The sequence below is a fragment of the Vibrio gigantis genome (genome assembly GCF_024347515.1).
GTDB classification, from domain to species: domain Bacteria; phylum Pseudomonadota; class Gammaproteobacteria; order Enterobacterales; family Vibrionaceae; genus Vibrio; species Vibrio gigantis.
The window spans coordinates 1276840-1299993 of sequence record NZ_AP025492.1; the positions used below are offsets into that span (position 1 = coordinate 1276840).

A 23154-nucleotide genomic window follows, 5' to 3' on the forward strand; every position below is an offset into this window, starting at 1 on the left:
ATGTTTGATATAAGAATGGTACATGGTACATGGCACATGGCACATATTTATTTATTTGTAGTATAATAACTCATGAGCGTGATATTCATTCAACTTGTCGTACAAATATTGTCCTATAGTAGTTTCCGTTATTTCGGTAACACCCTACAAACTATGGAATAAATAATATACGTGAAATATATCATGGAGACTTGTATGATTTTTAACCATTGCAAATTTAAGTTTTGCAAACCACTGTCGTGCTCAATTCTTTTGGCGATGGCTTCTTGTGGTGCATCGGCTGAAACATTGAACATTCAATCAGCATCAGACTGGGGAGGAGCTCATAACTCTTACCCGGCATCAAATACGATTGATGGCAACACAGACTGGTCATCGCGTTGGGCGGCTCAAAATGCCCCTGTTAATTTAGTGCTAGACCTAGGTTCTGTACAAAATGTTCAAGACGTCGCGATAGCTTGGGGTAAAGGAGGAGAGCAAACTTATAAGTTCGAGATCAGAGCATTAGCAAATGAAAGCTCAAGTAACTGGGACAAGGTTTACTATGGATACAGCAGTGGCAGCACGTCAGGTTTTGAAACCTATGACGTAACGGATGTTCAAGCTCGCTGGATTCGTATCAAGGTATTTGAAAACAGCGCTGAAAGTGTTTGGACAAACATTACTGAAGTCGAAATCAGTGGTAATGACAGCCCTGACTACGGTCTTGATCCAAATCTACCGCCGTCAGGCAACTTTGACTTACTCGACTGGTATGTCAGTATCCCTGTTGATGAAGGAGATGGTTACGCAACTTCTATTAAAGAGAACGCGCTAGATGCTGGTTATGAAGATCAGTTCTTCTATACAGGCAGTGATGGCGGCTTGGTGTTCTATACACCTGTTGAAGGTGTGACCACATCGAGTGGAACTAAGTATGTGCGTACTGAACTGCGAGAAATGCTGCGTCGTGGTGACACTTCTTACTCTACCTCTGGTAAAGACAATAACTGGGCATTCTCGTCTATTCCATCGAGTGAACAGGCTGATTTTGGTGGCATTGACGGCACGTTGAATGCGACGTTGGCCATCAACCATGTGACGACTACGACCTCAAACACAGAGCAAGTTGGTCGAATCGTGATTGGTCAGATCCACGCTGAGAAAAACGAACCGATTCGCCTGTACTACCATAAATTGCCAGGGAACGACAAAGGCGCGATCTACTTTGCTCATGAAACCTCTAAATCGACTGGAGGCGATGAAACTTGGCATAACTTGTTAGGTAACATGGTGACTTCTGACGGTGACTTGAATAACACCAGCAACCCAAGTGATGGCATTGCGTTAGATGAAACCTTCTCGTACTCCATTGTCGTCGAAGGTGACAAGTTGATCACGACGATTAGCCAGAATGGTTCAGAGCTAGCGGCAAAAGAAGTGAATATGAGTAACAGCGGTTATGACGATGCTGATAACTACATGTATTTTAAAGCAGGTATCTACTTACAAGATAACTCAAGTGCTGACAGTGATTATGCGCAAGTGACTTTCTACCAGTTAGATAACAATCACAACTAGGCTTTGTTTAGCCAGTAACGAAACTTGTGAATACTTAACGTGGAGGTGGCCATTCGGTCATCTCCTTTTTATCTTTCCACCTCTCATTTCTAATATATCGCGTTCCTTTCATGGTGTGCATATTGGCAAAAAATCCAACCCTTACTTATATTTACCTAGAGTGTCTAGTTGCTTATTAACATCAAAGGGGACGTCTTTGCCTGAACGCTTTACCAAGTCATGTCACGAATGCGGGCTGGTTAGTCAGTTTGAAGACTTGTCTACGGGCAGCGAAGCGTCTTGTCCAAGATGCTCCCATACCTTGTCGAGTGTTGGGCAACACAAAGAGCAGGGCGTGATCGCTTATGCGTTGGCGAGCCTGATTACGTTAATCATGAGCCTTACTTTCCCGTACATGCCATTTAGTGTTCAAGGAATTAGCCAACAGATTACCTTGTATCAAGCTGTCGACATGATGTCGACGTTACAGGATCTTTTGGACCAACTTCTTCAATTCCTTCTTCTGAGCCTTAATTACAATAATAGAGGCTAAGTATATTATGCTTAACCTCTCTATTTTGCGAAGCTCTTGTTTTATTCGAGAAAGTCACGTTATTCAGATGGCAAATTCTGCTTCAACTCTAGAAGCATTTGATAAGCGCTTTCTCCAGACATCTCATATGGGTTGAATTGGTTGGATGTCGAAAACTGTAAATTCACCAATTCGGTCAAGCTTGATTGAGGGATATCACCCATAGACCAGTCACCAAATTGCCTACAGTCTATCTCTTTGAAATACAGGACCATCACCTTTTTATGGCGCTTGTCATTCAGGATGTGGTTATAAGTATGGTTTACGGCGCTTCTCGATCCTTCGATGCATTGGAGGAAATATTTGTCATTGTGACTAAGAAGGCCAGTTAAATGGCTTTGTTTATTGCGGTCGTGTGAAATCTGGAGAATATCGTTCAAAGCTTCAGAATCACAACTTTCACAAAGTGTACTGACATAAATTAACCGAGTTAGGAACATAGCGACCACTTGGATTATTTGTTCGAAGGTACTAACAAATATAAGCCAAGCTCGTAGGATTGCTAATTATTGATTATTTTGTCATTTGCGTTTTTTTGGGAGGGGGATTAACAAGCATGCGAGAAACGAGTTCAGGCTTGTTCTTTATTGCGGGTAATACTTGGTTACCATCGTCAATAGCTGAACATCTTTGCCTGCTTGTTATTGGATTACGCGTTTGTTTATATTTCTTGGTTTGACACTGAGATTGACTCAACATTAGAAGATGCGTCGAATCTAACATTGACCAAAACGGTTTCGCGTTCAAAGGTCACATCATCAAAATCTGTCGCGGCGATTTTAAACCCATTTTTCGCAAACAAGCTTGTTACGACCGTGCGTTGTTTCTGTTCCATAGCGTGCGTTAGTAGTTCGTCCATCGTCATCTCCATTAGGCAACAGTGTGTATAAAGTAACCATACAGCTCTGTCTTTATGAGATCAATTGCTTAATCGATAGCTTGCGCTGATATGAGTAGATGAATGATTGAGCCATTCAAATTGCTGATACCTGCGTGCTTATATTTGGATGAATTCTATGTAAGTTAGCGCTTTGTGTGATAGGGCTTCAGCAAACTCTAAGCAGGCGGCTCTCGTGTTCAAAATGAATTGAAATAACTGGTTACAAAGTACAGATGAAACGTGCTGGTTAATGGGAGCGTTCATTATGAGTAGCGGAAAGAATCAATTGGTGAATACCTTCTGTACAGTGCAAATGAGCACCTAGGATTTAAACAGAGCAATTCATATTTTGAATGTTTTGTTGGTGTTGTTATAAGGGTTATTAATTTCATATCCTTGCTTTTTATATTCTCTTGATTTATAAAATAAGTATTCACCGATAACTTCATGATTATATTAGTTTTTACTAACCTTTAATAACATGGAGAAAGGCGATGAATAAGAACCCAACACGCAATAGGTTAGCGAATTTATTGAGGCTGCGTAGAGCATACAAGGCATCTGACTTTCTCGTGAGCTCTGATGAACTTCGAGTGAAGAAGGATGTTTACAGCTTACGTAAAATCAAACAGCTAGAAATTCGCCAATTGGGCATCAAAGAAAACGCAATCAACGTCATTTCATTGGCCTTGATGCTATCTGCAGCAACTTGGGCGTTCGTACCTCAGTTTGGGTTAACTATGCTCGCTCTGACCTTTGTTTTGGCTTTTGTTTCGTGGCGAAAATACGAGCTTCGTGCAGAGTTTAAAGGATCAGACGAAACTGGTGATCACTGGGTATCTGTAGCTCGAGGCTGCACTCGTGAAGAGTTCAAAATCTTAAAAAGTGTCGAAGTGAATTTGCGAGAACAAGTTGTAAGCTAAGTGCGACCTCGCAGTTAGCATGGTTCAACCTTAAACAAGGCTCGTCATTATTGGCGAGCTTTTTAATTTCAGAAAAACATCGATAGAAAATTACTTTGAGAGACTAACGCTTATGTGTGTAATCATGAGCAGAGTGAAGCTTAAGTCACGGCATTTATGATGTTCTTTGTGGCTTTAGATGTAGGGGGCAGATGAAATGAATGCACGAGTCAGTGAGGGGGCTTTTAAAAGGCTTATCCAGTTAGTTGGCTATGTTTTGATTATCGTGTTGAGCAATAGCCGATTCTCTAATGCTCAAAGCATCGAGTTTCCTAGTTGTGCGCAGAGTGAGGTTTTGAATACAGAGATTCACCTTTATGTTGATGAATCTGTATTAGCCGAATATTCCAAAGCATTTATAGCTTCTAAAATAGCGACATGGGAAAGCTATTCGAATCTGGTGTTGAAGAACTCTTGTATTCCAATGACGAGAAAGGTAACTAAAGTGACTTATACGTCAGCAATCGATAACCTTTGGTTTCAAGACTTGGGTGCTGCAGAGAGGTTATTGAAACTATCGATTGAAGAGCCTATACCGGAAGCTACGCAAGAGGGAGTTCCGATTTTTAAAGGAATTGTATTTTCTAATTATAATTTTAGTTTTGAATCCGGTTACTGTGGTGTCTCATCTTCAGTATCCAATTTTTTCTCTTTAGCGATAAACTGCCCTGATTACCTAATGGAGCATGAAATTGGCCATTTAAGTGGTGCTAATCACGACTACAAAACGTTGTTGAAAGACTTTGATAGTATTGAAAGTTACCTTTCTGGTACGTATCCAAGAGCTCTTCAATACTCTTTCGGCGCTATTTGTGCTGATAGAGGAACCGTGATGTCTTATGAGCGAGATGTTATCCCGGCTTATTCCAGCCCGGACATCAAAGTGGACGGCATAAAGTGCGGGGATAGTAAACACCACAATAATGCGAAAGTGCTTAGAGAGTTCGCACAAGCTTATTTAACCCCATGATTGCCTTGTTGCTAGCCTGTTGTTTTATTGAATGTTATAACCGTTCAATTCAAAGTGTTTGTCCTGTGATCTTTAAATTTGGAACGAGCGTATTTCTCCCAGTTTATTAAGGAAGAGTATGCCCAATGTTATCTAAAGAGAACGAATCAAGAATTATTGAAATGGCGTGGGAAGATCGAACGCCGTTTGAAGCAATAGAACTGCAATTTGGTTTGAATGAATCGCAAGTGATTCGTTTTATGCGTAGCCATATGAAGCTAGGTAGCTTCAAATTGTGGCGCGCTCGTGTCGCAGGTCGTGCGACAAAGCATGTAAAACTTCGTAGCTCTGAAGTGTCGAGAGGTTATTGTCCAACACAATATAAGCGGCAGTAGGTTTTCTATTAACCATTTACCTCTTACGGTGGCTATCGATCTAAATAGGGAGATTGAGGTTGAACCTTATTGCTTGGCATTTTAGGTCCAAATGTGGACTCTAACACTGAGTTGAAAGATACTCATCACAACACGTTCGTGTGCACTAATTTTGTGAATCAAGCTACGTAAAACCGTTAGTGTGTGCGATATCATTATTAAAGCTTGAGTGAATTGAGTAGAGGCGAATGGAATATTTATTGGTTCTTTTTCACGTTGCGTTGATTTGGATGCTGGCGGTTGCAACGCCTGGCGCGAATGTGCTGTTGACGATCAATACAGCGCTGCACTACAACCGCAAGCTAGCAAAATACTCTGCTTTTGGAGTCAGTACGTCCATATTATTATGGTCACTGTTCGGAAGCACCGGCTTAGTTATTCTGTTCTCCCATTTCCCGGCACTGTTTAGCGTTATGAAGCTCGTTGGTGGCAGTTATTTATTGTATTTAGGTGTGCGCCAGATCCTTTCAACACGAAAAGCTAAGCAGCTAGATGGAGGCTTGAATACTTGCCAAGTGATGTTGCCTTCGAATAGAAAAGTCTTTATGTCTGCATTCATCACTAGCATCTTAAACCCTAAAACGGGTTTCTTTGTAGTGAGTTTGTTTAGTGTCTCTATGCCTGAAGATATTACCATCCCGATGGTCATCGCCATTATGCTCACTATGTCCGGTATTACTTTATGCTGGCATATGTTTCTGGCGACAGCGTTTTCACATCGAGCTGCAAAAAGTGTTTATGCACGTATCTCAAGTGTCATGGATTATGTGACAGGCGGCTTGTTTACTTTGTTTGGCATTAAAGTCATGGCGTCTTAATAGTTTTAGGCTGTGTTTATTTCGTTACATAAGAAGGCGTTCTGATGTTTAAGCTAGAAACTGACAGGTTGGTTTTGCGAGACATTACACTTGAGGATCAAAGTGCGTTTGTTGCTATGTCACAGGACGCCAAGTATCAGCGCTTCTATGACGAGAGTGATTGCGAGCCTAGTAAATACTATCAACTCACCCAATTGTTTGTTGAGCAGGCTTTGGAAGTTCCGCGACAGTCCTATCAATTAGCTGTTGAAAGTAAAGAGTCAGAGAAGTTCATCGGAACCGTGTGTTTAAGCCTTGAAGGCAACCAGCAAGCTTCAATGGGCTGTGCTTTTGCGAGAGAAACTCAGGGGAAAGGGCTCCCCATAGAAGCGGCCAAAGCTCTGGCTGATTTTGGTTTTTCAGAGCTTGGCATTCATCGAATTCATGCAGAAACCATTGGTGAGAATCTAGCGGCGATAAGACTGTGTAAGTCACTTGGAATGAGACAAGAAGCTTGCTTTAAAGAGCACCGATTCTTCAAAAATATGTGGTGGGATACCGTTGTATTAGCGATGCTTCGCTCAGAGTGGGAGCGAAGTTGAAATGAGAAGTGACATGCAGAATCAAACTAGAGGTCTCGACAAAGACGGGTTCATCGAAAACCTATACTCATCTGAGAATATCGCTCCCGAATTCCAAGATGCCGTGAATGCTGTTATTGATTCGTTGTTAAGCGACCTTCCGAATCAAATTGATGGTATCTACCTATACGGAAGTGTGCCGAGAGGAACGGCGGTTGTCGGTCGCTCGGATTTGGATGTTTCTATCGTACTAAATACGCCTATTGGTCAAAAAGAGAAGCGAGTATTTAAGCACCTTTCTGACTGCATTCCTAAAGCATATCCCCAAGTCAGTAAGCTTGATATCGATCCCGGCTGCCTTTCAGAAGTGCTGCAGCCACAAGAAAAATTCCATTGGCAGTTTTGGCTCAAGCACTGTTGCTGCTGTATTTGGGGGAATGATTTATCTACAGAGTTTCCGCTATATAAGCCCAGTATTGAAATAGCTCAAGCTCTCAATGGCGACTTGTCTACTTTTCTTGAGCAAATGAGCTCGTCCTTTAAAACAATGACCGATGCGGGTGTCGCTAAGGTGATTGGCAAGAAGTTAGTTCGGGCGGCGTATTATTTCGTGGCTGAGAAAGACGGAAGTTGGTACACCAACTTGAGCCAGTGTACTGCTGTAGCCAAGCGTTATTATCCAAAACAAAGTGACGATATTGAATTAGCACATCAATACGCTCTTGGAAACTTGATATCTAAAACAGAAGCTTTTGAATTGTATGAAAGGCTGAGTAAAGAGCTTGTTGTAAGTTAAGCATTAACACAAACTAGAAAACAAACTTAGCAGCCGTTGTAACGGTTTAAGGAAAAACTGATGGATGTACATGAGTGTGTTTCTTTTATCTTGCTGAACGAATCACAAGTATTGTTAGAAAAGCGTAGTGAGTCTAAAGAAACGGATCCTAGTTTAATTACCATACCTGGCGGCCATATTGAGCACGGTGAAAATCAGGTGCAGGCGTTGTTTCGTGAACTTGATGAAGAGCTTAATGTTACTCCAACTGAATACTCGTTCTTATGTTCACTTTACCATCCTACGAAAGAGCTGCAGTTGATCCATTACTTTATCGTGAGCGACTGGAAAGGAGATATCACAGCTCAAGAGGCTGACAGTGTAGAGTGGTATTCGTTAAATATAGCTCCTGTTGGTATCGCTGCCGATGGTGTTGCTTTAAAAGAAGCAGGGCGGGTGGGGAAATATCTTTAGTTCGTGTTCGAACATATGTTTTGGACACTTTTGAGGGCTCAAAAACGGTGAAACCCCGATGTTGGTAGCATCGGGGTTTCGAATTTCTAGATTTCTCGACTGGTAAGATCGATTATCTTTTCTATGCAGAAGGCTGGATTAATCCAATCTTATTCCTTGGTAGGGAATTAGATGCGGATGAAGTCCATGTGCTCAACTTTAGGCTTGAACGCGTGACGTTGAACGTCTTGCGGCTTAACCTTAACTTCTGCGCCGTCAATCACTAGAGTGATTGCTTCGTAGAATTCAGGCTTATCCATTTGGTTGATCACGTCAGCGTGAACAAGTTCGATAGCTACAGCTGCTGCTTCGCCACCGTAGATTACAGCTGGGAATTTACCAGCGTGACGTAGGCGGCGGCTCGCACCTTTACCTAGTTCAGTACGTACTACTGCTTCAAATTTCATAGTTTTACTCTCAAATTAGTAAAAATTAACTTCACACCTCAATGCGACCTTGAGTGTGTGGTAATGCTTAGGCACAAACGAGTTCATGCTTAAGCGAGCGCGGATACTAACATCACATTCCAATATGAGCAAGTCAGAAGCCCATCTCAAAGTGAATTTCCTTCGATATTTGGTTCGTTTGGAGATAAAACGCTCGCTAATGCTTGTTGAGCCCATTTTACTCCCTTTTACATCGTCATTCTTATCTATTTATATCGCTGTTAAATCATTAAGTTAATGAACGGAAAATGAATGCTTAGCTAAGGCTTGGTTAAGGCTTGGTTCGTTAATCTTAGTGTTAATTAAACAGCAGAATAAATAGGTGAAAATATGGAACCGGTAAGCATTGTCGTAATTACGCTAAACGAAGAGAAACGCATTAGCCGTTTAATGGAAGAGTTGAGCGTGCAAACGCACCAAGAGTTTGAAGTGATTGTTGTCGATTCGAACAGTGAAGATAACACAAGAGAAGTGGCGCAAGCTTATGAAAACGCGTTGCCAAAATTAACTGTTCATCATATGGAAAATCGTGGTGTGAGCCTTGGTAGAAACACAGGTGCTGCATTGGCGCAGTACAACAGAATTCTATTCTTAGATGCTGATGTGAGCTTGCCTCGAAACTTCCTTGCGAAAGCGCTTTACGAGCTAGAAGAGAAGAAGCTTGAAGTTGCGGGTGTGTACATGAGTTCGAAAGGCCTGCCGCTTGTGCACAAGTTTGGTTACGGGCTATTTAATGCAGGCTTGTTTACTACTCAATTCTTTTTCCCGACAGCGATTGGCGCATGTATTTTCTCGACTAAGCGAGTGCATGATGAGATCGGCGGTTTCGATGAAGAGATCGTACTGTGTGAAGACTGTGACTACGTAAAACGTGCGAGCAAAACATGGCGATTTAGATTCCTAAATATGACCTTTGGTTTTGACCCACGTCGCTTAGACCAAGATGGCGTTGTGAATACAGGCTCAACTTACCTTAAAGCCAATGTAAGACGTTTTTTTAAAGGCGAAATGCGTAACAACGAGATGAACTACAAGTTCGGTCATTACAAAGAACAGTAAGCATTGAGGTTGTTATGTTTGATGGACTAGGGCTGTTTCTGGGAGCATTGGGTGATGCTCTCATTGGCCCAAACCTATTTGTACCGGGAGAGCCCTTTTATATCACGGCGGGCTTTCAACTGTATTCGGGTGCATGGATGGCTTTGGTGATGGTGATGCTAGGTGGCTTGCTTGGTGATCAACTCAGTTATTTTATAGGCTATAAATACGGTGCCAAAGCGCAACGAAGGCTCATTAAGTTTCGTCCTAAAACCAAAAGATTGATTGCGCGTTGTCGTTATCTGGTTGCTCGAAAAAGCACATACATCATTATTTTTGCTCGCCTATTAGGGCCAATCGCTTGGGTCGTGCCATTCATAGCTGGCTCGCATCGTGTACCGTGGCGTAATTTCAGTTTATTGGCCTTTATAGGCTTGGTTCTTGGTGGTGGGCAGTTTATTGCTTGGGGCATGCTACTGGCGCATGGCGTTGAGAACTTTCCGTGGCTTAATAACCTTAAGATATTTATCTCTGAGCATAATAGTTTGATCGTTGGAGTATTCGCGGTATTGGTCTTCACCGTTATTGGTTATCGAATGAAGTGGCGACGCTTAGTTCTTAAGTCGAGTGCGTTACTGTTGGCATGGGTATTGTTTGCGAATTACGCTCATTTTTTCTGGAAAGCAGATGATTTTCAAAATCAGCAAGAGACGGCTCAAATTGACAAAATCGACTGGAATTCGGTTATCTACAAAGCGTTCCCCGGCAAATCTTCATTCTACTCGGCACAAGCGATCAACGTAATTTATGTTGGAGCAACCCCAAGAGACTTGATGAAGCAATTAGGTTGGATAGAGAATAAAACCTTCTCTCGAAATGAGATTGAATGGGCTGGTTATCTCGCACTGCTTAGAGACAAAACACCACCAGTGTCTGATTTATATTGGAGAGAAAAACCACAAGATATGGCGTTTCAACTACCGGGTAACTTGATGAAGCGCAGCCATATTCGCTGGTGGCGTGCTGGTGTTGATATTAAAACTAACCAGCCTCAGTGGTTAGGTGCAATTAGCTATGATGACGGCCTTAAAGTCACTCCTTACTCCGGTATTGTGACCGTACTTCATAACATTGACCCTAATGTGGATGAAGAGCGAGATAGCCTAGAATTGCAAATTCGGCAGAACCTTCCGCAAGTATCGATAGAGCATCACCCCTTAGCTCGAGTTGAGGTTCTAAACGATGATCATGATTACTTTACCGATGGTAATATATTAGTGATTGGAGGATGAACCCCATTTAGCTAGCATCGCTCAGATACTCAATTTGAGCGAGCCACTGCTGTGCTGAACGATCAAGTTTGCCGCCGACCAGAGTTGTTAATATAGGTTTTGCTTGGGCGTACTGACTTAATTCGAAATGAGCTATCGCTTTTAACAGCTTCCACCTTGGATTATTGGGCTGTTGTTCGATTTGTTGATCTAAAAGCGCGATAGCTTTATCCCATTCTTGCTCGCTGTAACTCAGTTGAATTTTGGTCTCTAGTTGAGTGTCGGTCGGTAACAAATTAAGCAGCTGAAGAGCTTGCTCACGTTGACGTGATTTAAGAAGAGCATGAAGCTTCAGCTTGTTAAATTTGTTTTGATACTGCGCTGAAGGATGACGCTCATCCAGTGTTTGATAGGCGCTTGCAGGTGCTCCTTTGGTCAACTGGAGTTGCGCCAAGAGTATTCTTTGTGGCTCAGTCAGTTGGTTTAACTCCCTCACTACTGAAAGTGCAGCAATTGCGCGAGCGGGCTGTTTAAAGTAAAGGCTAGATTGCGCTAAGCGCGACCAAAACTTCACTTCATTAGGGTAAAGATGAGTAACATTGATCAATATTTCTCGTTCTTTCTCATACGCATCCAAACGTTGATAGCTTGCTAATAAAAGCTGGTAGCGCTGCTTTGTTGCATTTAGTTCAATCGCCGTTTTTATGGCCTCTATACTCGCTGGCCACTTCCCGATCTGATAAGCGCTGTGTGCCGCTAGGGTATAAACCTCAGCTTGCAATGTAGAAGGGAGCTTCGATTGCTCTGCACTTGATAGTGATACGCGGGTCAATCTCCATTCATTAAAACGAGATAGGGCGTCTAAATGGCGGCCATTCTGGTAATTCAGCTGAACCGCAAGGCGCAGTAACTGTTCTTGATTGGCTCTGTTTTCGGTTAACTCTAACAGTTCATTGGTTCTGTCTAGCGCGCATTGGAGTTCTTCAAGCTTCAAACACGCTTGCAAATAAATGCTTTTTGTGAGTTCTAATGTCTCTTTGTTGTCACCCAGATGGTTGTGATGAAAACGTTCAAACGCTCGGATATCAATATCATCACGTTCTAGAAATTGGCTTAGCTGTTGGTAACGTTCAAAGGTTTGAATCTCGACCTGAGCGCAAGTAGCAGCGCTCGCTAGCATAGCCAGAAGTAGCGTAACTATTCTCATCCTTTAATCTTCCAAATTGTAGTTTACAGTGACTTGTTGCCATTGCTCGCCCGATTGGGGCGGCACAAATTTCCAGCGCATGACGGAACGTAGCGAAGAACGCAAGAACACCCCGGGAGGTGACTCTTCTACAACCTTATGTTGCACAGCCTCACCTTGCTGGTTGATCAGCAATGAAAAGGTAATATGTCCTTCAATGTCATTACGTTTCGCTTTGGCCGGGTATTTGGGCGGAATTTGGTAAGTCGGCTTTGCCATTACGACTTGAGAGTGGAACTGACTCCCTTGTTGTAAACCTTCGCCCGAAAATGAAAAATCAAAGTTGAGATGAACATCTAACTCATCGCTTGGTTTAAAGGTAACCTCCGGCAGGATCACTAAGCTCTCCATATCGGGTATCTCAAAGTTAACTAAGGCAGGGCGACTCGGCGCAGAATTGGGGGCGCTGGTTGCAACGATAGGCTTTATCGTTTCTGGCTCTTGTGGCTTTTTCTGAGAAGTAATGGTTTGAACGTATATCGGATAGGCAGAGCTATCTCGCTTCAACGTTGGCGTTGAAACAAGCAGGTGAAGCACCAAAACCAAGATTAGATTGATGCCCACAGCCAATCCCAGAATTCTGAGCTGCTTGGGTTTACTGGTCTTGGGTAGCGATAGCAACATTGGTAAGCCCTGATAAACGTAGTGTATCGATAACCGAAATAAGAGTGCCGGTGTCTAAAGAGCGGTCGGCATTGACGATGGCATTAGTAGTCTGTTTTTCAGTGATATGAGCCTTAACTTGGAATTGAAGTTGACTAAGGTTTAAGGTCTGCCCGTTAAACCAGATGTTTTTGTCACGATCGACACTCACAGTTAGAGTTTCCGATTGTGGTGTGAGAGTCGAACTGGATGCGCTAGGCCGATCAACGCTTAAGGTCGACTCTTTTTGAAAGTTGGCCGATAAGATGAAAAAGATCAGAAGGATAAACACCACGTCAATCAATGGTGTTAGGTCAACTTGAGGTGAATCTTCTCTGTCAGTGAAGGGTTTAATTTTCATCGATTTTCCATTGTTTGATACAGAGTTCTAATAGCTTTTGTTGTTGTCGTTTTAGGTTATAGGCTAAGTACATGCCAGATATGGCGGCGAGTAAGCCAGCCAGAGTGGTCAACATGGCTTGGCTGATACCACTAGAAACGGCGTTCAATACATCTTCATTGTTTAGCTGTTCAAAACACTCCATCATGCCATCGACTGTACCCAGTAAACCAAGCATGGGAAGAATGCGAACACAGAGCCTGATTTCGTTTAACCCTAGATTCAGGTGCTGATTAATTTGGCTAATCCAACCTTGTTGAAGGTGCTTTATCTCAATGGTGGTGATGCTTGAGTATTGACTACTCACGCGGTGAATTTGCGAGGCTAAGTCCAGCTGCTTCAGACTGTTAAAACGAAAATAGCACTGGACGATTAGCCCCCACATGACCAAAGACACCAAACCAATAGCCCACATAATGGGGTGGTCCATAGGTAAGCGTGCATTTAAGATTTGTTCTAGCATTACGCTTGTTTACCGTGTCGGATGTCTACGACTAAGCTGGTTACTTGATGCTCCAAAATCTCCGATAGCTGTTGTGCTTGTGTCTTAACTAGGCAGTGCAAAATTAGTAGGGGAATGGCGACAAGCAACCCTAATTTTGTGGTCAGTAACGCTTCTGCAATACCACCTGAAAGCAGTTCACCATCAGTAACACCTTGCGAAGTGATGACACTAAATGTTTCGATCATCCCACCAACGGTACCTAAAAGCCCCATTAATGGTGCTATTGCTGCCAAAACTGCCAATGTCCCGATGCCTTTGTTTAACCATGGCATCTCTCGGCTAATGTTGGCGTCAACAACATCCTCCATTTGTTGGTCTGTAGTACATCCCTTAAGTTGAAGAAGTACACGACCTAACATGTTCTGTTCGGATAGTTCGCTGAGCTTTAAGGCTTGGTGCTTCACTGCTTTTTTCTCTATGGTTACGCTGAATAAGCGTGCTAAACCGATAGAAAAACCGATCACAGCAAGAAGAGCGATGAGTAAGCCAATAATGCCGGCAGGCAAGTAAGCTTCATACCATTTAGGTTGTTTGGCGTTAGTTACGAACCCAAAACCAAAGGCCGGATCGATCAACCATCTCTCGTTGCTATGAGCTAATTGAGGTTGTGGGAAGAGCTGAATCCACAGTTGACGAGCACCATCAAAACTAAGCCAACCATAGCCTTCAGCGAACTGGCTAAATGCCCCAACTTGTTGAATTGAAGCTTGTTTGATCTCGCCATTTGGCAGCAATACCTCGCCCACGAGCTCTCTTGGTTCACTCGATGCCGAGATTTGTTGAATCATCGCTATCCAGAGTTGATGGATGGTTGCGATACTGAAGTCATTTTCATCGACGGGTTGTGGTTCTTTCACTTTTGCCCAAGTTGCTAAAGGCCGATTGTTTGAGAGGAAATTTCTCTGTTGAGCGGAAGTGAGATTAATGACCTCAACAATGTCAGCTTTAGCCGCTTTCACCTGTTTCTGTTTATCCTGCAGCTTTTGCTGTAACTGAAGAATTTGTTCCTCTAATTGAGCATTGCGATTGTTGAGTGCTTGCAGTTTAGTTTGCTGTACGGCGACTTGCGCATTAGTTTCAGTGAGTTGTTCTTTCTTGCGAACCTTAAGCTCTTGGTAGCGCTGAATATCGGCTTGGCTAGCTTTCTCAACACGTTCAAAAATGGATTGCAGTGAATCACTGTTTACTGGTTGCACAGAATTTTCACTTGCCGAAACAGGTGTATGAGCCGGTTCTTCTGAAGCATGGGATTGGCTAGCGTTGAATATTGTCGCTAGGCTGACCATCAACATCACGCTGCAATGGGATCTCCAATGGCTGTTATTCATCATGGAAGTGCTGCTGTTAGCTCTTAGATTTTTCATGATTATTGCGCCTTTGGAAGTGTGAGCAGCGGGTAAGTATTGCCGCTATTCAGTGCAGTGATAGCTTGGATGACCTGTTCGGTTTGTTCGCTTGAAAGTGTTGCCCACAACTGTTGTTTCGGACGCCACACTCCAGCCAGTGATGCATCAAGTGATAGGTAGTAGTAACCCAAACGTCCAACCCTTAAATACTGAACTTCTTGATCAGCTGTTAACCTGCCAAACCAAGTTTTTACTTCAGTGCCGAATTGGATTTCCGTTTGATAGGCAATCAAGATTCGTTCGAGCTTTTCAGCATCGCTCAGTTGAGGATCGATCAAGTTGTTGTTTAATTGGTTGATTCGTTTTAGTCGCGCTTGTTTATCGAAAGGGAGGTCTGACAATACAAGTTCTCTCAATGTCTCAGTCATTTGCTCTAGTAGTGGGTATAAGTTGACCTTAGTTTGTCGGATGTTATCCATCTCAACATCTAGCCCATCAATCACGTTCTGTAGTTGAATCAGTTGATTAGTAAGTTGCTCTTGATAGCGGCTTTGTAACCTTATTTCATGATCTAGGGCTCTTGCTGTTTCACGTCGTAACTGAATTTGGTCGTCGATCGATTCAATACGCTTTTGTATAGAAGATGATGACTCAATATGGCGTACCTGTTCTTTGATTTTCTGGTTAGTGATTGATTCTGCAAATGCGTTATTTTGCAGACATAATGAGCATATCGCTAAAAGTGTAAAACGGAATTGAATCATCAGTATGAGCGCTTTTTTGGATTGGTGATATTCGGTTGGGCAATTAAAAATGATGTGGAATGATAATTGTTTTTATTTATATGTGAAGTTTATTTTTCATGCCACATATGATTATTTATATTAAGATTTTGATTTATAAGTAATTTAATTATTATTGTCGATTGTTTTGTCTTTGCTTATCATCGTATTGCGTAATATTTCACCGTTTTTATTTTATCGATTGCGTTAACAAAAATGTATTTTATCTCAAATTGTTTTGTTAATGATTTGTGACAGTGGAATTCAATGTCGACATATTATTCCAAATGATATTTGTTCTCATTTATCCTTGCAGCTAAAGGGTTCTATAAGATTTGGGTATAGTTTATAACATTAGTGAATGTTACATTTTTATTACTTAAAAGGAGATGTTGGTAGATTACCCTACAGTTATTGGTGGTAGGTGAGGGATTTACTTGTTGAATGTCTTATTGTTAGCATTAATGATAATTATTATCACCTAGACCTTTTAACATGCACCCTTTTAATAAAACTCTTCTTGCAGCGACTATTGCGTCGCTCTGTTCTGTGTCTAGCGTTTACGCAGAAACAGAAAAACCATCTGAGGCTGAAGCCAAACTTACAGTAAATGTCACCGACACGAGAGACGATGAGCTGTCAACGAAGCAAACCCTAGATGCAGATGACATCAAAGACACACCTTCTTCAAACGGAAACTTGACCGACTACCTAAAAGACAACCCGAATGTACGATTTGCTGGTGGTGATTTAGATGGTCTGCAAGGAGGCGAAATTAAGCCAAGCTCGATATCTATTAATGGTGCAGACCCTGAGCAAACAGCGTACCTTCTTGACGGGATTAGCATTAATAATGACATTGATCCAACGGGGCAAGTTTTTGATGGCTCTATGGCGGTGAACCCAAATAAGAGTTCAGAGCAAGCTTACTACTTTGATGCTAACCTTCTGGGCGGTATCACTACGTATACAAGTGACGTTCCTGCGAAGTTTGGTGGCTTTACTGGCGGTGCTGTTAATGCTGAAGCGCGCCAGTATAGTGGCGAAAACCGTGTGAAGTTACGGTATCGTGGCACACAATCGGATTGGGCTTCAGTTCATATAGATGACAATGTTAAGGCAGCAACGGAAGCTACAGAGCCGACAGGTTCTGAGGCAACTTATCAACCGGAATACAAAAAGAATTTCTTTAGCGTAATGGCAGAGCAAGCTATTACTGACAACATTGGTATGGTGCTTGGTTTTAGTCGAAGAGATTCAGACATCAAGCAGACTCGTTTACTCAATCCGACAGGGAAACGAGATGTTGAGGAGCATACCCGTCGTTCTGATAACTTTCTCGCTAATTTTAATTGGGTTCCTGACACAAATCGCTCGCTAGAGTTCGGTCTGCGTTTGTCTGACTACAGCGAAGGCAAATACTATGCAACGAATACAGAAGGTGATGTTGCAGATACCCACCTTGCTTATGGTTCTACTATTAAGTGGACTCAAAGATTAGGTTCTGGTTTATTTTCTGCAACAGCAGCGTACGACAAGTTTAAAGATGATCGCGACTCTTCTTCGAATGAAGCTAACGTTTATATTGAGTTTGATCCGTCATTCGAATATTACGAAGGCGGATATGGTGACAGTGACATGACGCAGCAAAACATCAATCTGATGCTAACGTATGACTTTGATCGTGTTGAATTTGGTTCAACGTCTCATATGTTCTCTATGGGTGCAGACTATCGTAAAACAGATTACGAGTTTAATCGTGATAGCGATGTGACGGTTAACACGACTATGACTTGGGGTGGAGCTGAGTTCGGAAAAACTGTGGACATCTTAAATGCGGGAAGTGTAGACACTGATCATCAAAATTACACAGCCTATTTCGAAGACCAAATTCAAATTGGTAATCTAACACTAAGACCTGGTATTCGTGTCGATCGAGATGATTTCCTCGAAAACACTAATGTTGCGTATCGTTTCGCTTCGTCATTGCAAGTCGCTCGTGACACAAACGTAAGCTTTGGCATGAACCGCTATTATGGCCGCTCTTTCGGCTCCATGAAACTAGCGGGTGAAATATTGGAGCTAAATAACGATACCACCCGTGATTTCGCATCAATTGAAAATTTGAAAACACCTCATTCTGATGAAATCTCATTAGGAATTACTCAAAACGTATCGAACTTTGTCCTTTCTGCTCACTATGTAGGTCGTAAATACGAGGACAGAATTAAAGTCAAGGAGATAGGAGGCGTCGTTACTTACAGAAATTCAGAAAGTTACAACGTCGATGTTTATACCATTCAGGCATCAAACATTAAACCATGGGTGTTAGGCCCAACATACTGGACAACAACACTTGCGGCTGATTGGACGACAACGGATGCCTCTAACTTAGGCACTGGGTATAACGACAGTGAACTTATTTACCTTGATGGAAAACTGATGACCCGTGCAGAAGCGCAGGAACAAGTAAATAGCAACGGTGAAGAGTGGGTAGTGCGTCTTGGCCTTGATATGGCAGTACCTAACTACAACATCACGTGGTCAAACAAAGTTTACATCAAAGCACCAGTAAAAGACGCTGAATATTCAACAGATGCGACTGATGGTAAAGAGATGTATTACACCTATGACCATGGTACGCATACTCAGTGGGATACACGTATTCGCTACCAACCTAGTTTCTATGGTACTCACTCTGCTTACATACAGGTTGATGTTCTGAATGTTCTAGATGATGTACGCCAAAAAGGTATTTTCAGCTCAGCTAGTAACGCAACTTACTCCCCAGGTCGTGAGTTCTGGCTTGAGCTAGGCTACGAATTCTAATCTCATTTCTTCTATTTTGATTAAGGGTAACCAGTGGGCTTTGGCTGCTGGTTGCCTTGTCTTTTTTGGTGAATTATGTCTTACCCATCCCCTTTGTCTCTTAAAGACAAATCTTTCCTTTCACAAGTATGGTCGCTAGCACACCCATACTGGCGCAGCGACGAGAAGCGTATCGCTTGGCTGCTTTTAGGGCTTGTTGTCGGATTAAACTATTTAATTGTTGAAGTAGCGGTTCTTTACAGCAACTGGAACCGCGATTTCTTCAATCTAATGCAAAATGAAGAGTGGAATAACTTCTGGAATATGCTCGGTCAGTTTGTGTTGATCATGATGGTCTACACAGTGATTGATTTGGCAGAGGAATATCTGAGAAGGACGCTTCGTATCCGCTGGCGCCGTTGGCTTACCCATATTTTTTTAAAGAAGTGGTTGGGTGGTAAACGTTTGTACCGTCATCAACTTAGTTATCCTGCTAGTGATAACCCAGATCAACGTATCTCGCAGGATGTGAAAGATTTCTGCGATAAGACACTATTTATGGGGCTAGGTTTGCTTCGTACTGTCACCAGTTTATTTTCATTTGTGGTGATTCTTTGGAACCTATCAGGCAGCCTTACTTTCGAGTTTGCGGGCAGTGAATGGGTGATTCCGGGTTACATGGTATGGGTGGCCATCGTCTACTCGGTGATTGGTACATGGCTCACGCATAAAATTGCTAAACGCTTAGTGCCATTGAACTTTGAGCAAGAGAAAAGTGAAGCCGACTTCCGTTTCCATTTAATGCGTGTACGTGAGCATGCCGAGTCTATAGCACTGCAGCGCGGAGAATCAGCAGAAAACCATCGAATACAAAGTCTCTTCGGCAAGGTTTGGGATAACTGGCAGCAACTCACAGGTATGAAGTTAAAGTACGGTGCATTTACCAGCGGCTATAACGAAGTCGCTCGTATTTTCCCATACTTGGTGGCATCGCCACGATTAATGAGTGGCGCGTTGCAGCTTGGCGACATGATGCAAACTGCGACCGGTTTTTATCGTGTTCAAGAAGCCTTCAGCTGGTTCGTCGATTCTTATGAGTCACTTGCTGATTGGCGTGCCGTGACTGACCGTTTGATCACGTTTCACACACAGTTAGAGGCGTTGCCTGCAGCGAATGTTATGCCGCGTTCGAACCAACCTGAGTGGCGCGATCTCAATTTGTATTCACCGGAACAGCAGCCACTACTTGCAGAACAAAGCGGAAACATCTCTCAAAGTATTACCATCAAAGGCGTATCTGGTGGAGGTAAGAGTACCTTCATTCGTTCTTTGGCAGGGTTGTGGCCCTATCAAAGTGGTGAAGTCAGTATGCCAGATGACCGCGAGTGTATGTTCATTCCTCAGAAGCCGTATTTGCCGAATGCGAGTTTACGCGACATCTTGTTGTATCCAAACGGTGAATCTATATCTGATTCCGACTTAGTGGGCGCATTAACGCTTGCTGGAGTGAGTAAGTTTGGTGACAAGCTAGATTTCAAGAGTAACTGGCAGCAGAGTGTGTCGGGTGGTGAGCTGCAAAAAATCATGTTGGCTCGTAGCTTGGTTCAAAAGCCGCAATGGTTGTTCTTAGATGAAGCAATGTCGGCATTGGATCCTGAGAGCTACCGCTCGATCAGAGAGATCATGGCGCAACAACTTCCAGATACGCATGTTGTGGAGGTTTCACACCGAGAAACACATGAAGAAGAACAAAACCAGATCATTTTATGTACTCAAACACAGTCATTTAAATATTCATGAAAATTAACAAAATACTGATCTTGGCAGGCGCTGTACTTTTAAGTGCTTGTCAGGTAACAACTCCTACAAATAGTGAAGATACGTCTTTAGATTTAGCTCAGACCTTAAGCTTTGATAGTAGTGTCGAAGTCGGCAAGCTTGATAATGGTCTCAGCTATTACATCGCTGAAAATACGAATCCAGAATCGCGAGTTTACGTTCGTTTGGTTGTTAATGCGGGTTCAATGAACGAGGACGATGATCAACGAGGTGTTGCTCATATCGTTGAACACATGGCGTTCAATGGTACACAGAATTACCCAGGAAACGAGGTGATCAAAGTGCTAGAGCAAGCTGGTATGAAGTTTGGTGTCGACATCAATGCGTTTACCGACTTTGAAAATACCGTTTATACCTTGAACTTGCCAAGTAATGATCCTGAGACGCTTGAGCTAGTCATGGACATTCTTTCCGATTGGGCAAGTAACGTGACCATGCTGAAGGGCGACCTTGATGCAGAGCGTGGCATTGTACTTGAAGAGTGGCGTGCTCGTTTAGGGCCAATGTTACGACTGGGTGATAAGAAAAGTGCAATCGAAATGACAGGTTCACGTTATGTCATTCGAGACCCTATTGGTGATCCACAGACAATTCAAAATGTATCCAAGTACCGTGTCGCTGATTTTTATAATAAGTGGTATCGCCCTGATAACATGTCTGTCGTGGTGGTTGGCGATGTACAAACAGAGCAGGTTAAACAGCTGATCACCCAGAAAATGGGAGATGCAAATGCACCTGAATCAGAACTTGAGAAGATCGATTACAGCATTCCTCTCGTGGATGGTTGGCGTAGTGAAGTTGTCTCTGAAGAGGGTTACTCATCACCTTCGGTTGAAGTGAGCTTTTTCTCAACATTTGAGACCGATCTTAGTTACGCACGTTATCAACAAGATCTTGCGCATCAAATTGCCACACGCTTACTCAATGTGCGTTTGCAGCGTTGGGAGCAAGATGAAGACAATGTGGTCAACGCCGCTAACTTCTATTCATCTAACGTTGGCAGAGAAACAACACAAGCTGTGTTTTCGCTGCAATTAGTTGAGGGTGAGTATCAGCATGCAACGGAAGGATTATTCCAATTTGTTGCTCAATTGGCGCAGCATGGCTTTTCAGAGGCTGAAGTGAACGGTGAAGTTAGCCGCTTGCAAGGGGTAATCGATCGTGGTCAAGATAAGAAAAATTACAGTATTGATCTCGCCGGCGATTTGATGGTTGCCGCGGCAAGTGGCCAGATTTTGGTGAGTAAGGATCAAGCTTATGAGCTGAATAAGTATTTCTTAGAACGTATTACGTTAGAGCAGGTGAACGAGGCGTTTCTCAACATTGTTGAACCAAAATCTCGCTTGATTTTGTTAACTCAACCAACTGAAGAGCGTAAGCCAAAACTTGCGCCCGATTGGGTTGAGAGTCAATGGCAAATGAGCATGAGTACAGAGCAGAAGACTTGGAGCATTGATGGCAACAAAGCGGTACTGCCTGTGGTTGATCCAAAACCGGGCACGCTCAAGCAAGAGAAAAAATGGGCAGAGCACCGTATTACGGAATATCGACTAAGCAATGGCAGCAAACTTGTCTACCGCTATAGCGACAGTAACCCGGGGCAAGTGCACTTTAAGGCGCTCACTGAAGGTGGACTTCGCTCTATTCCGCAGAGTGATTATCAAGCGCTGAGAACCGCTGTAAGTCTTGTCGATGACACCGGTGTTGGTAAGGTGTCTCAGGCTGATATTCAGACTATTTTTCGAGGTAACCCAGTAGTCATGTCGACATTGGTTGGCGACTATCAACAGGGTTTTTCAGGTTGGGCAAAAACCGACAGCTTTGAAAAGATGCTTAAGCTATTTCATTTGAAACTGGCATCGAGTCCTGTCTCTTCCAAGTCTTTGAAAGAGTATCAAGTTGAAATGGACCAGCGTTTAAACGGTAGTCAATTCGACAGTGCAGATCGCTTTGTTCGTAAAGTATCTGAGCTCCGTTTCCCAGGCGTTACAACCGTGTATAGCGATAATGGTGAGCAAGCTCCAAGTTACACAACGGAACAATTGAGTGAGCTTTATCAAACGTACATAGCAGGCAAAACCGACTACACCTATTTTATTGTCGGGGATATCTCTGCGAATCAGCTTGAGCAACTCGCTGCGCGCTACTTGTCTTCAATTGAAGTAAAAGAGCCAAGCCGGTCTTCCTACGATCTGAAAGCCTTTTCACCTAAGGTGCGCTATAGCGCGGATGATTCGAAAGAGCCAAGAGCTGAAGTCGAGATTTATTTAACTCAAGACTCTCAATGGCGACCAGATAACGCGTATTACTTGGAGTTAAGTGGTGAGTTAGTTCAAGAACAGTTACGACTAAAACTTCGTGAACAAGCGTCAGGCGTATATGGGGTAGCAAGTTGGTTCTGGCAAGACGTACATAGTCCACAAGCTGAAGGACGTATTATGTTTACCTGTGCGCCAGAGCGAGTTGATGAGCTGATCTCGCTGACACATTCGGTATTGAACTCTGTTGCTAAACAAGGCGCTGATGAGCAAGTATTAGCGAACAAATTAGTGCAACGCGATGACCAGATAGACCGCTACTTGCGCTCCGATTTGGGCATGTTGAATGCAATGGAGCAGTCATACTTACTTACGGACACCCCGCGTTTGATTCAAGCTCAACGCAGAGCGAATAGTGAGGCAACAAAATTAAAAGTGGATGCCATTATGAGTCAATTCCTTATTGAGGCCGAGCGCTTTGAAGCAGTTCTTAAGCCACAGGCGTTATCTCTAACTCAGTAATTAATATAAGCCACGGACTTACGCCTAGA

Annotated in this window: 23 protein-coding genes; 14 read left to right on the forward strand and 9 right to left on the reverse strand. The window is 42.9% G+C overall.

The window, feature by feature from the left end; all coding sequences use genetic code 11:
• Positions 1 to 195: 195 nt before the first annotated feature.
• Both OCV56_RS05835 and OCV56_RS05840 read left to right on the forward strand, forming a co-directional pair.
• On the forward strand, positions 196 to 1560 hold the full coding sequence (locus tag OCV56_RS05835; RefSeq protein ID WP_086713059.1) for a polysaccharide lyase family 7 protein: 1365 nt from the start codon (positions 196 to 198) through the stop codon (positions 1558 to 1560).
• Positions 1561 to 1756: 196 nt separating this feature from the next.
• A complete protein-coding gene (locus OCV56_RS05840) occupies positions 1757 to 2092 on the forward strand; it encodes a paraquat-inducible protein A (RefSeq protein WP_143691565.1) in 336 nt (111 codons plus the stop codon).
• A 59-nt stretch (positions 2093 to 2151) separates the two neighbouring features.
• Here OCV56_RS05840 and OCV56_RS05845 read toward each other — a convergent pair whose 3' ends face one another.
• Together OCV56_RS05845 and OCV56_RS05850 are read right to left on the reverse strand one after the other, a co-directional pair.
• Positions 2152 to 2571 carry a BLUF domain-containing protein gene (locus OCV56_RS05845; RefSeq protein WP_086713061.1) on the reverse strand — a complete coding sequence of 140 codons (420 nt, stop codon included), beginning with the start codon at positions 2569 to 2571 and terminating at the stop codon, positions 2152 to 2154.
• Between the two features lie 221 nt (positions 2572 to 2792).
• Positions 2793 to 2990: a hypothetical protein gene (locus tag OCV56_RS05850; protein WP_086713062.1), complete on the reverse strand. Its 198-nt coding sequence runs from the start codon at positions 2988 to 2990 to the stop codon at positions 2793 to 2795.
• A 515-nt stretch (positions 2991 to 3505) separates the two neighbouring features.
• Here OCV56_RS05850 and OCV56_RS05855 point away from each other — a divergent pair.
• From OCV56_RS05855 to OCV56_RS05885, 7 genes are all read left to right on the forward strand, one after another.
• Positions 3506 to 3934: a hypothetical protein gene (locus OCV56_RS05855; protein WP_086713063.1), complete on the forward strand. Its 429-nt coding sequence runs from the start codon at positions 3506 to 3508 to the stop codon at positions 3932 to 3934.
• A gap of 196 nt (positions 3935 to 4130) precedes the next feature.
• A complete protein-coding gene (locus tag OCV56_RS05860; RefSeq protein ID WP_086713064.1) occupies positions 4131 to 4943 on the forward strand; it encodes a hypothetical protein in 813 nt (270 codons plus the stop codon).
• A gap of 125 nt (positions 4944 to 5068) precedes the next feature.
• Positions 5069 to 5317: a TIGR03643 family protein gene (locus tag OCV56_RS05865; protein ID WP_086713065.1), complete on the forward strand. Its 249-nt coding sequence runs from the start codon at positions 5069 to 5071 to the stop codon at positions 5315 to 5317.
• Between the two features lie 227 nt (positions 5318 to 5544).
• Positions 5545 to 6174, forward strand: a complete 630-nt coding sequence (locus OCV56_RS05870; protein ID WP_086713066.1) for a LysE family transporter — start codon at positions 5545 to 5547, stop codon at positions 6172 to 6174.
• Between the two features lie 44 nt (positions 6175 to 6218).
• A complete protein-coding gene (locus OCV56_RS05875; RefSeq protein WP_086713067.1) occupies positions 6219 to 6755 on the forward strand; it encodes a GNAT family N-acetyltransferase in 537 nt (178 codons plus the stop codon).
• 13 nt (positions 6756 to 6768) lie between these two features.
• Positions 6769 to 7530, forward strand: coding sequence for a nucleotidyltransferase domain-containing protein (locus tag OCV56_RS05880; protein WP_086713309.1), 762 nt, complete (start codon positions 6769 to 6771; stop codon positions 7528 to 7530).
• 60 nt (positions 7531 to 7590) lie between these two features.
• A complete protein-coding gene (locus OCV56_RS05885) occupies positions 7591 to 7983 on the forward strand; it encodes an NUDIX hydrolase (RefSeq protein WP_086713068.1) in 393 nt (130 codons plus the stop codon).
• A 167-nt stretch (positions 7984 to 8150) separates the two neighbouring features.
• On the opposite strand, the gene rplY is transcribed toward OCV56_RS05885, so the two are convergent.
• A complete protein-coding gene (rplY, locus tag OCV56_RS05890) occupies positions 8151 to 8429 on the reverse strand; it encodes a 50S ribosomal protein L25 (RefSeq protein WP_086713069.1) in 279 nt (92 codons plus the stop codon).
• A gap of 369 nt (positions 8430 to 8798) precedes the next feature.
• On the opposite strand from rplY, the gene OCV56_RS05895 reads away from it, so the two are divergent.
• Both OCV56_RS05895 and OCV56_RS05900 read left to right on the forward strand, forming a co-directional pair.
• Positions 8799 to 9527: a glycosyltransferase family 2 protein gene (locus OCV56_RS05895; protein WP_086713070.1), complete on the forward strand. Its 729-nt coding sequence runs from the start codon at positions 8799 to 8801 to the stop codon at positions 9525 to 9527.
• 14 nt (positions 9528 to 9541) lie between these two features.
• Positions 9542 to 10798, forward strand: coding sequence for an LssY C-terminal domain-containing protein (locus tag OCV56_RS05900; protein WP_086713071.1), 1257 nt, complete (start codon positions 9542 to 9544; stop codon positions 10796 to 10798).
• A 7-nt stretch (positions 10799 to 10805) separates the two neighbouring features.
• Here the strand turns inward: OCV56_RS05900 and OCV56_RS05905 are convergent, their stop codons facing one another.
• The 6 genes from OCV56_RS05905 to OCV56_RS05930 are packed head-to-tail and all read right to left on the reverse strand — an operon-like array spanning position 10806 to position 15680.
• Entirely contained in the window at positions 10806 to 11984 is a 1179-nt protein-coding gene (locus OCV56_RS05905; RefSeq protein ID WP_086713072.1) for a tetratricopeptide repeat protein, read from the reverse strand.
• A gap of 3 nt (positions 11985 to 11987) precedes the next feature.
• Positions 11988 to 12587: an energy transducer TonB gene (locus OCV56_RS05910; RefSeq protein ID WP_228761188.1), complete on the reverse strand. Its 600-nt coding sequence runs from the start codon at positions 12585 to 12587 to the stop codon at positions 11988 to 11990.
• Between the two features lie 31 nt (positions 12588 to 12618).
• Entirely contained in the window at positions 12619 to 13026 is a 408-nt protein-coding gene (locus tag OCV56_RS05915) for an ExbD/TolR family protein (protein ID WP_086713074.1), read from the reverse strand.
• Positions 13016 to 13528, reverse strand: coding sequence for a MotA/TolQ/ExbB proton channel family protein (locus tag OCV56_RS05920; RefSeq protein ID WP_086713075.1), 513 nt, complete (start codon positions 13526 to 13528; stop codon positions 13016 to 13018). The genes OCV56_RS05915 and OCV56_RS05920 overlap by 11 nt, the downstream gene beginning before the upstream one ends.
• Positions 13528 to 14934: a MotA/TolQ/ExbB proton channel family protein gene (locus OCV56_RS05925; protein ID WP_228761187.1), complete on the reverse strand. Its 1407-nt coding sequence runs from the start codon at positions 14932 to 14934 to the stop codon at positions 13528 to 13530. The genes OCV56_RS05920 and OCV56_RS05925 overlap by 1 nt, the downstream gene beginning before the upstream one ends.
• A gap of 2 nt (positions 14935 to 14936) precedes the next feature.
• Positions 14937 to 15680, reverse strand: a complete 744-nt coding sequence (locus OCV56_RS05930) for a DUF3450 domain-containing protein (protein WP_086713076.1) — start codon at positions 15678 to 15680, stop codon at positions 14937 to 14939.
• Positions 15681 to 16193: 513 nt separating this feature from the next.
• Between OCV56_RS05930 and OCV56_RS05935 the strand changes: the two genes are divergently transcribed.
• From OCV56_RS05935 to OCV56_RS05945, 3 genes are all read left to right on the forward strand, one after another.
• Positions 16194 to 18527, forward strand: a complete 2334-nt coding sequence (locus OCV56_RS05935) for a TonB-dependent receptor plug domain-containing protein (RefSeq protein WP_086713077.1) — start codon at positions 16194 to 16196, stop codon at positions 18525 to 18527.
• Positions 18528 to 18602: 75 nt separating this feature from the next.
• Entirely contained in the window at positions 18603 to 20306 is a 1704-nt protein-coding gene (locus OCV56_RS05940; protein ID WP_086713078.1) for an ABC transporter ATP-binding protein/permease, read from the forward strand.
• On the forward strand, positions 20303 to 23125 hold the full coding sequence (locus OCV56_RS05945) for a M16 family metallopeptidase (RefSeq protein WP_086713079.1): 2823 nt from the start codon (positions 20303 to 20305) through the stop codon (positions 23123 to 23125). Before OCV56_RS05940 ends, OCV56_RS05945 begins: the two co-directional genes overlap by 4 nt.
• Positions 23126 to 23154 lie beyond the last annotated feature (29 nt).

What these genes read in the sequence shown, in the direction of transcription:
- OCV56_RS05945 (WP_086713079.1), top strand. Translation starts at nt 20,303, where the DNA reads ATGAAAATTAACAAAATACTGATCTTGGCAGGCGCTGTACTTTTAAGT.
- rplY (WP_086713069.1), bottom strand. Translation starts at nt 8,429, where the DNA reads ATGAAATTTGAAGCAGTAGTACGTACTGAACTAGGTAAAGGTGCGAGC.
- OCV56_RS05940 (WP_086713078.1), top strand. Translation starts at nt 18,603, where the DNA reads ATGTCTTACCCATCCCCTTTGTCTCTTAAAGACAAATCTTTCCTTTCA.
- OCV56_RS05915 (WP_086713074.1), bottom strand. Translation starts at nt 13,026, where the DNA reads ATGAAAATTAAACCCTTCACTGACAGAGAAGATTCACCTCAAGTTGAC.
- OCV56_RS05920 (WP_086713075.1), bottom strand. Translation starts at nt 13,528, where the DNA reads ATGCTAGAACAAATCTTAAATGCACGCTTACCTATGGACCACCCCATT.
- OCV56_RS05925 (WP_228761187.1), bottom strand. Translation starts at nt 14,934, where the DNA reads ATGAAAAATCTAAGAGCTAACAGCAGCACTTCCATGATGAATAACAGC.
- OCV56_RS05895 (WP_086713070.1), top strand. Translation starts at nt 8,799, where the DNA reads ATGGAACCGGTAAGCATTGTCGTAATTACGCTAAACGAAGAGAAACGC.
- OCV56_RS05935 (WP_086713077.1), top strand. Translation starts at nt 16,194, where the DNA reads ATGCACCCTTTTAATAAAACTCTTCTTGCAGCGACTATTGCGTCGCTC.
- OCV56_RS05875 (WP_086713067.1), top strand. Translation starts at nt 6,219, where the DNA reads ATGTTTAAGCTAGAAACTGACAGGTTGGTTTTGCGAGACATTACACTT.
- OCV56_RS05880 (WP_086713309.1), top strand. Translation starts at nt 6,769, where the DNA reads ATGCAGAATCAAACTAGAGGTCTCGACAAAGACGGGTTCATCGAAAAC.
- OCV56_RS05930 (WP_086713076.1), bottom strand. Translation starts at nt 15,680, where the DNA reads ATGATTCAATTCCGTTTTACACTTTTAGCGATATGCTCATTATGTCTG.
- OCV56_RS05860 (WP_086713064.1), top strand. Translation starts at nt 4,131, where the DNA reads ATGAATGCACGAGTCAGTGAGGGGGCTTTTAAAAGGCTTATCCAGTTA.
- OCV56_RS05835 (WP_086713059.1), top strand. Translation starts at nt 196, where the DNA reads ATGATTTTTAACCATTGCAAATTTAAGTTTTGCAAACCACTGTCGTGC.
- OCV56_RS05845 (WP_086713061.1), bottom strand. Translation starts at nt 2,571, where the DNA reads ATGTTCCTAACTCGGTTAATTTATGTCAGTACACTTTGTGAAAGTTGT.
- OCV56_RS05905 (WP_086713072.1), bottom strand. Translation starts at nt 11,984, where the DNA reads ATGAGAATAGTTACGCTACTTCTGGCTATGCTAGCGAGCGCTGCTACT.
- OCV56_RS05850 (WP_086713062.1), bottom strand. Translation starts at nt 2,990, where the DNA reads ATGGACGAACTACTAACGCACGCTATGGAACAGAAACAACGCACGGTC.
- OCV56_RS05865 (WP_086713065.1), top strand. Translation starts at nt 5,069, where the DNA reads ATGTTATCTAAAGAGAACGAATCAAGAATTATTGAAATGGCGTGGGAA.
- OCV56_RS05885 (WP_086713068.1), top strand. Translation starts at nt 7,591, where the DNA reads ATGGATGTACATGAGTGTGTTTCTTTTATCTTGCTGAACGAATCACAA.
- OCV56_RS05870 (WP_086713066.1), top strand. Translation starts at nt 5,545, where the DNA reads ATGGAATATTTATTGGTTCTTTTTCACGTTGCGTTGATTTGGATGCTG.
- OCV56_RS05900 (WP_086713071.1), top strand. Translation starts at nt 9,542, where the DNA reads ATGTTTGATGGACTAGGGCTGTTTCTGGGAGCATTGGGTGATGCTCTC.
- OCV56_RS05855 (WP_086713063.1), top strand. Translation starts at nt 3,506, where the DNA reads ATGAATAAGAACCCAACACGCAATAGGTTAGCGAATTTATTGAGGCTG.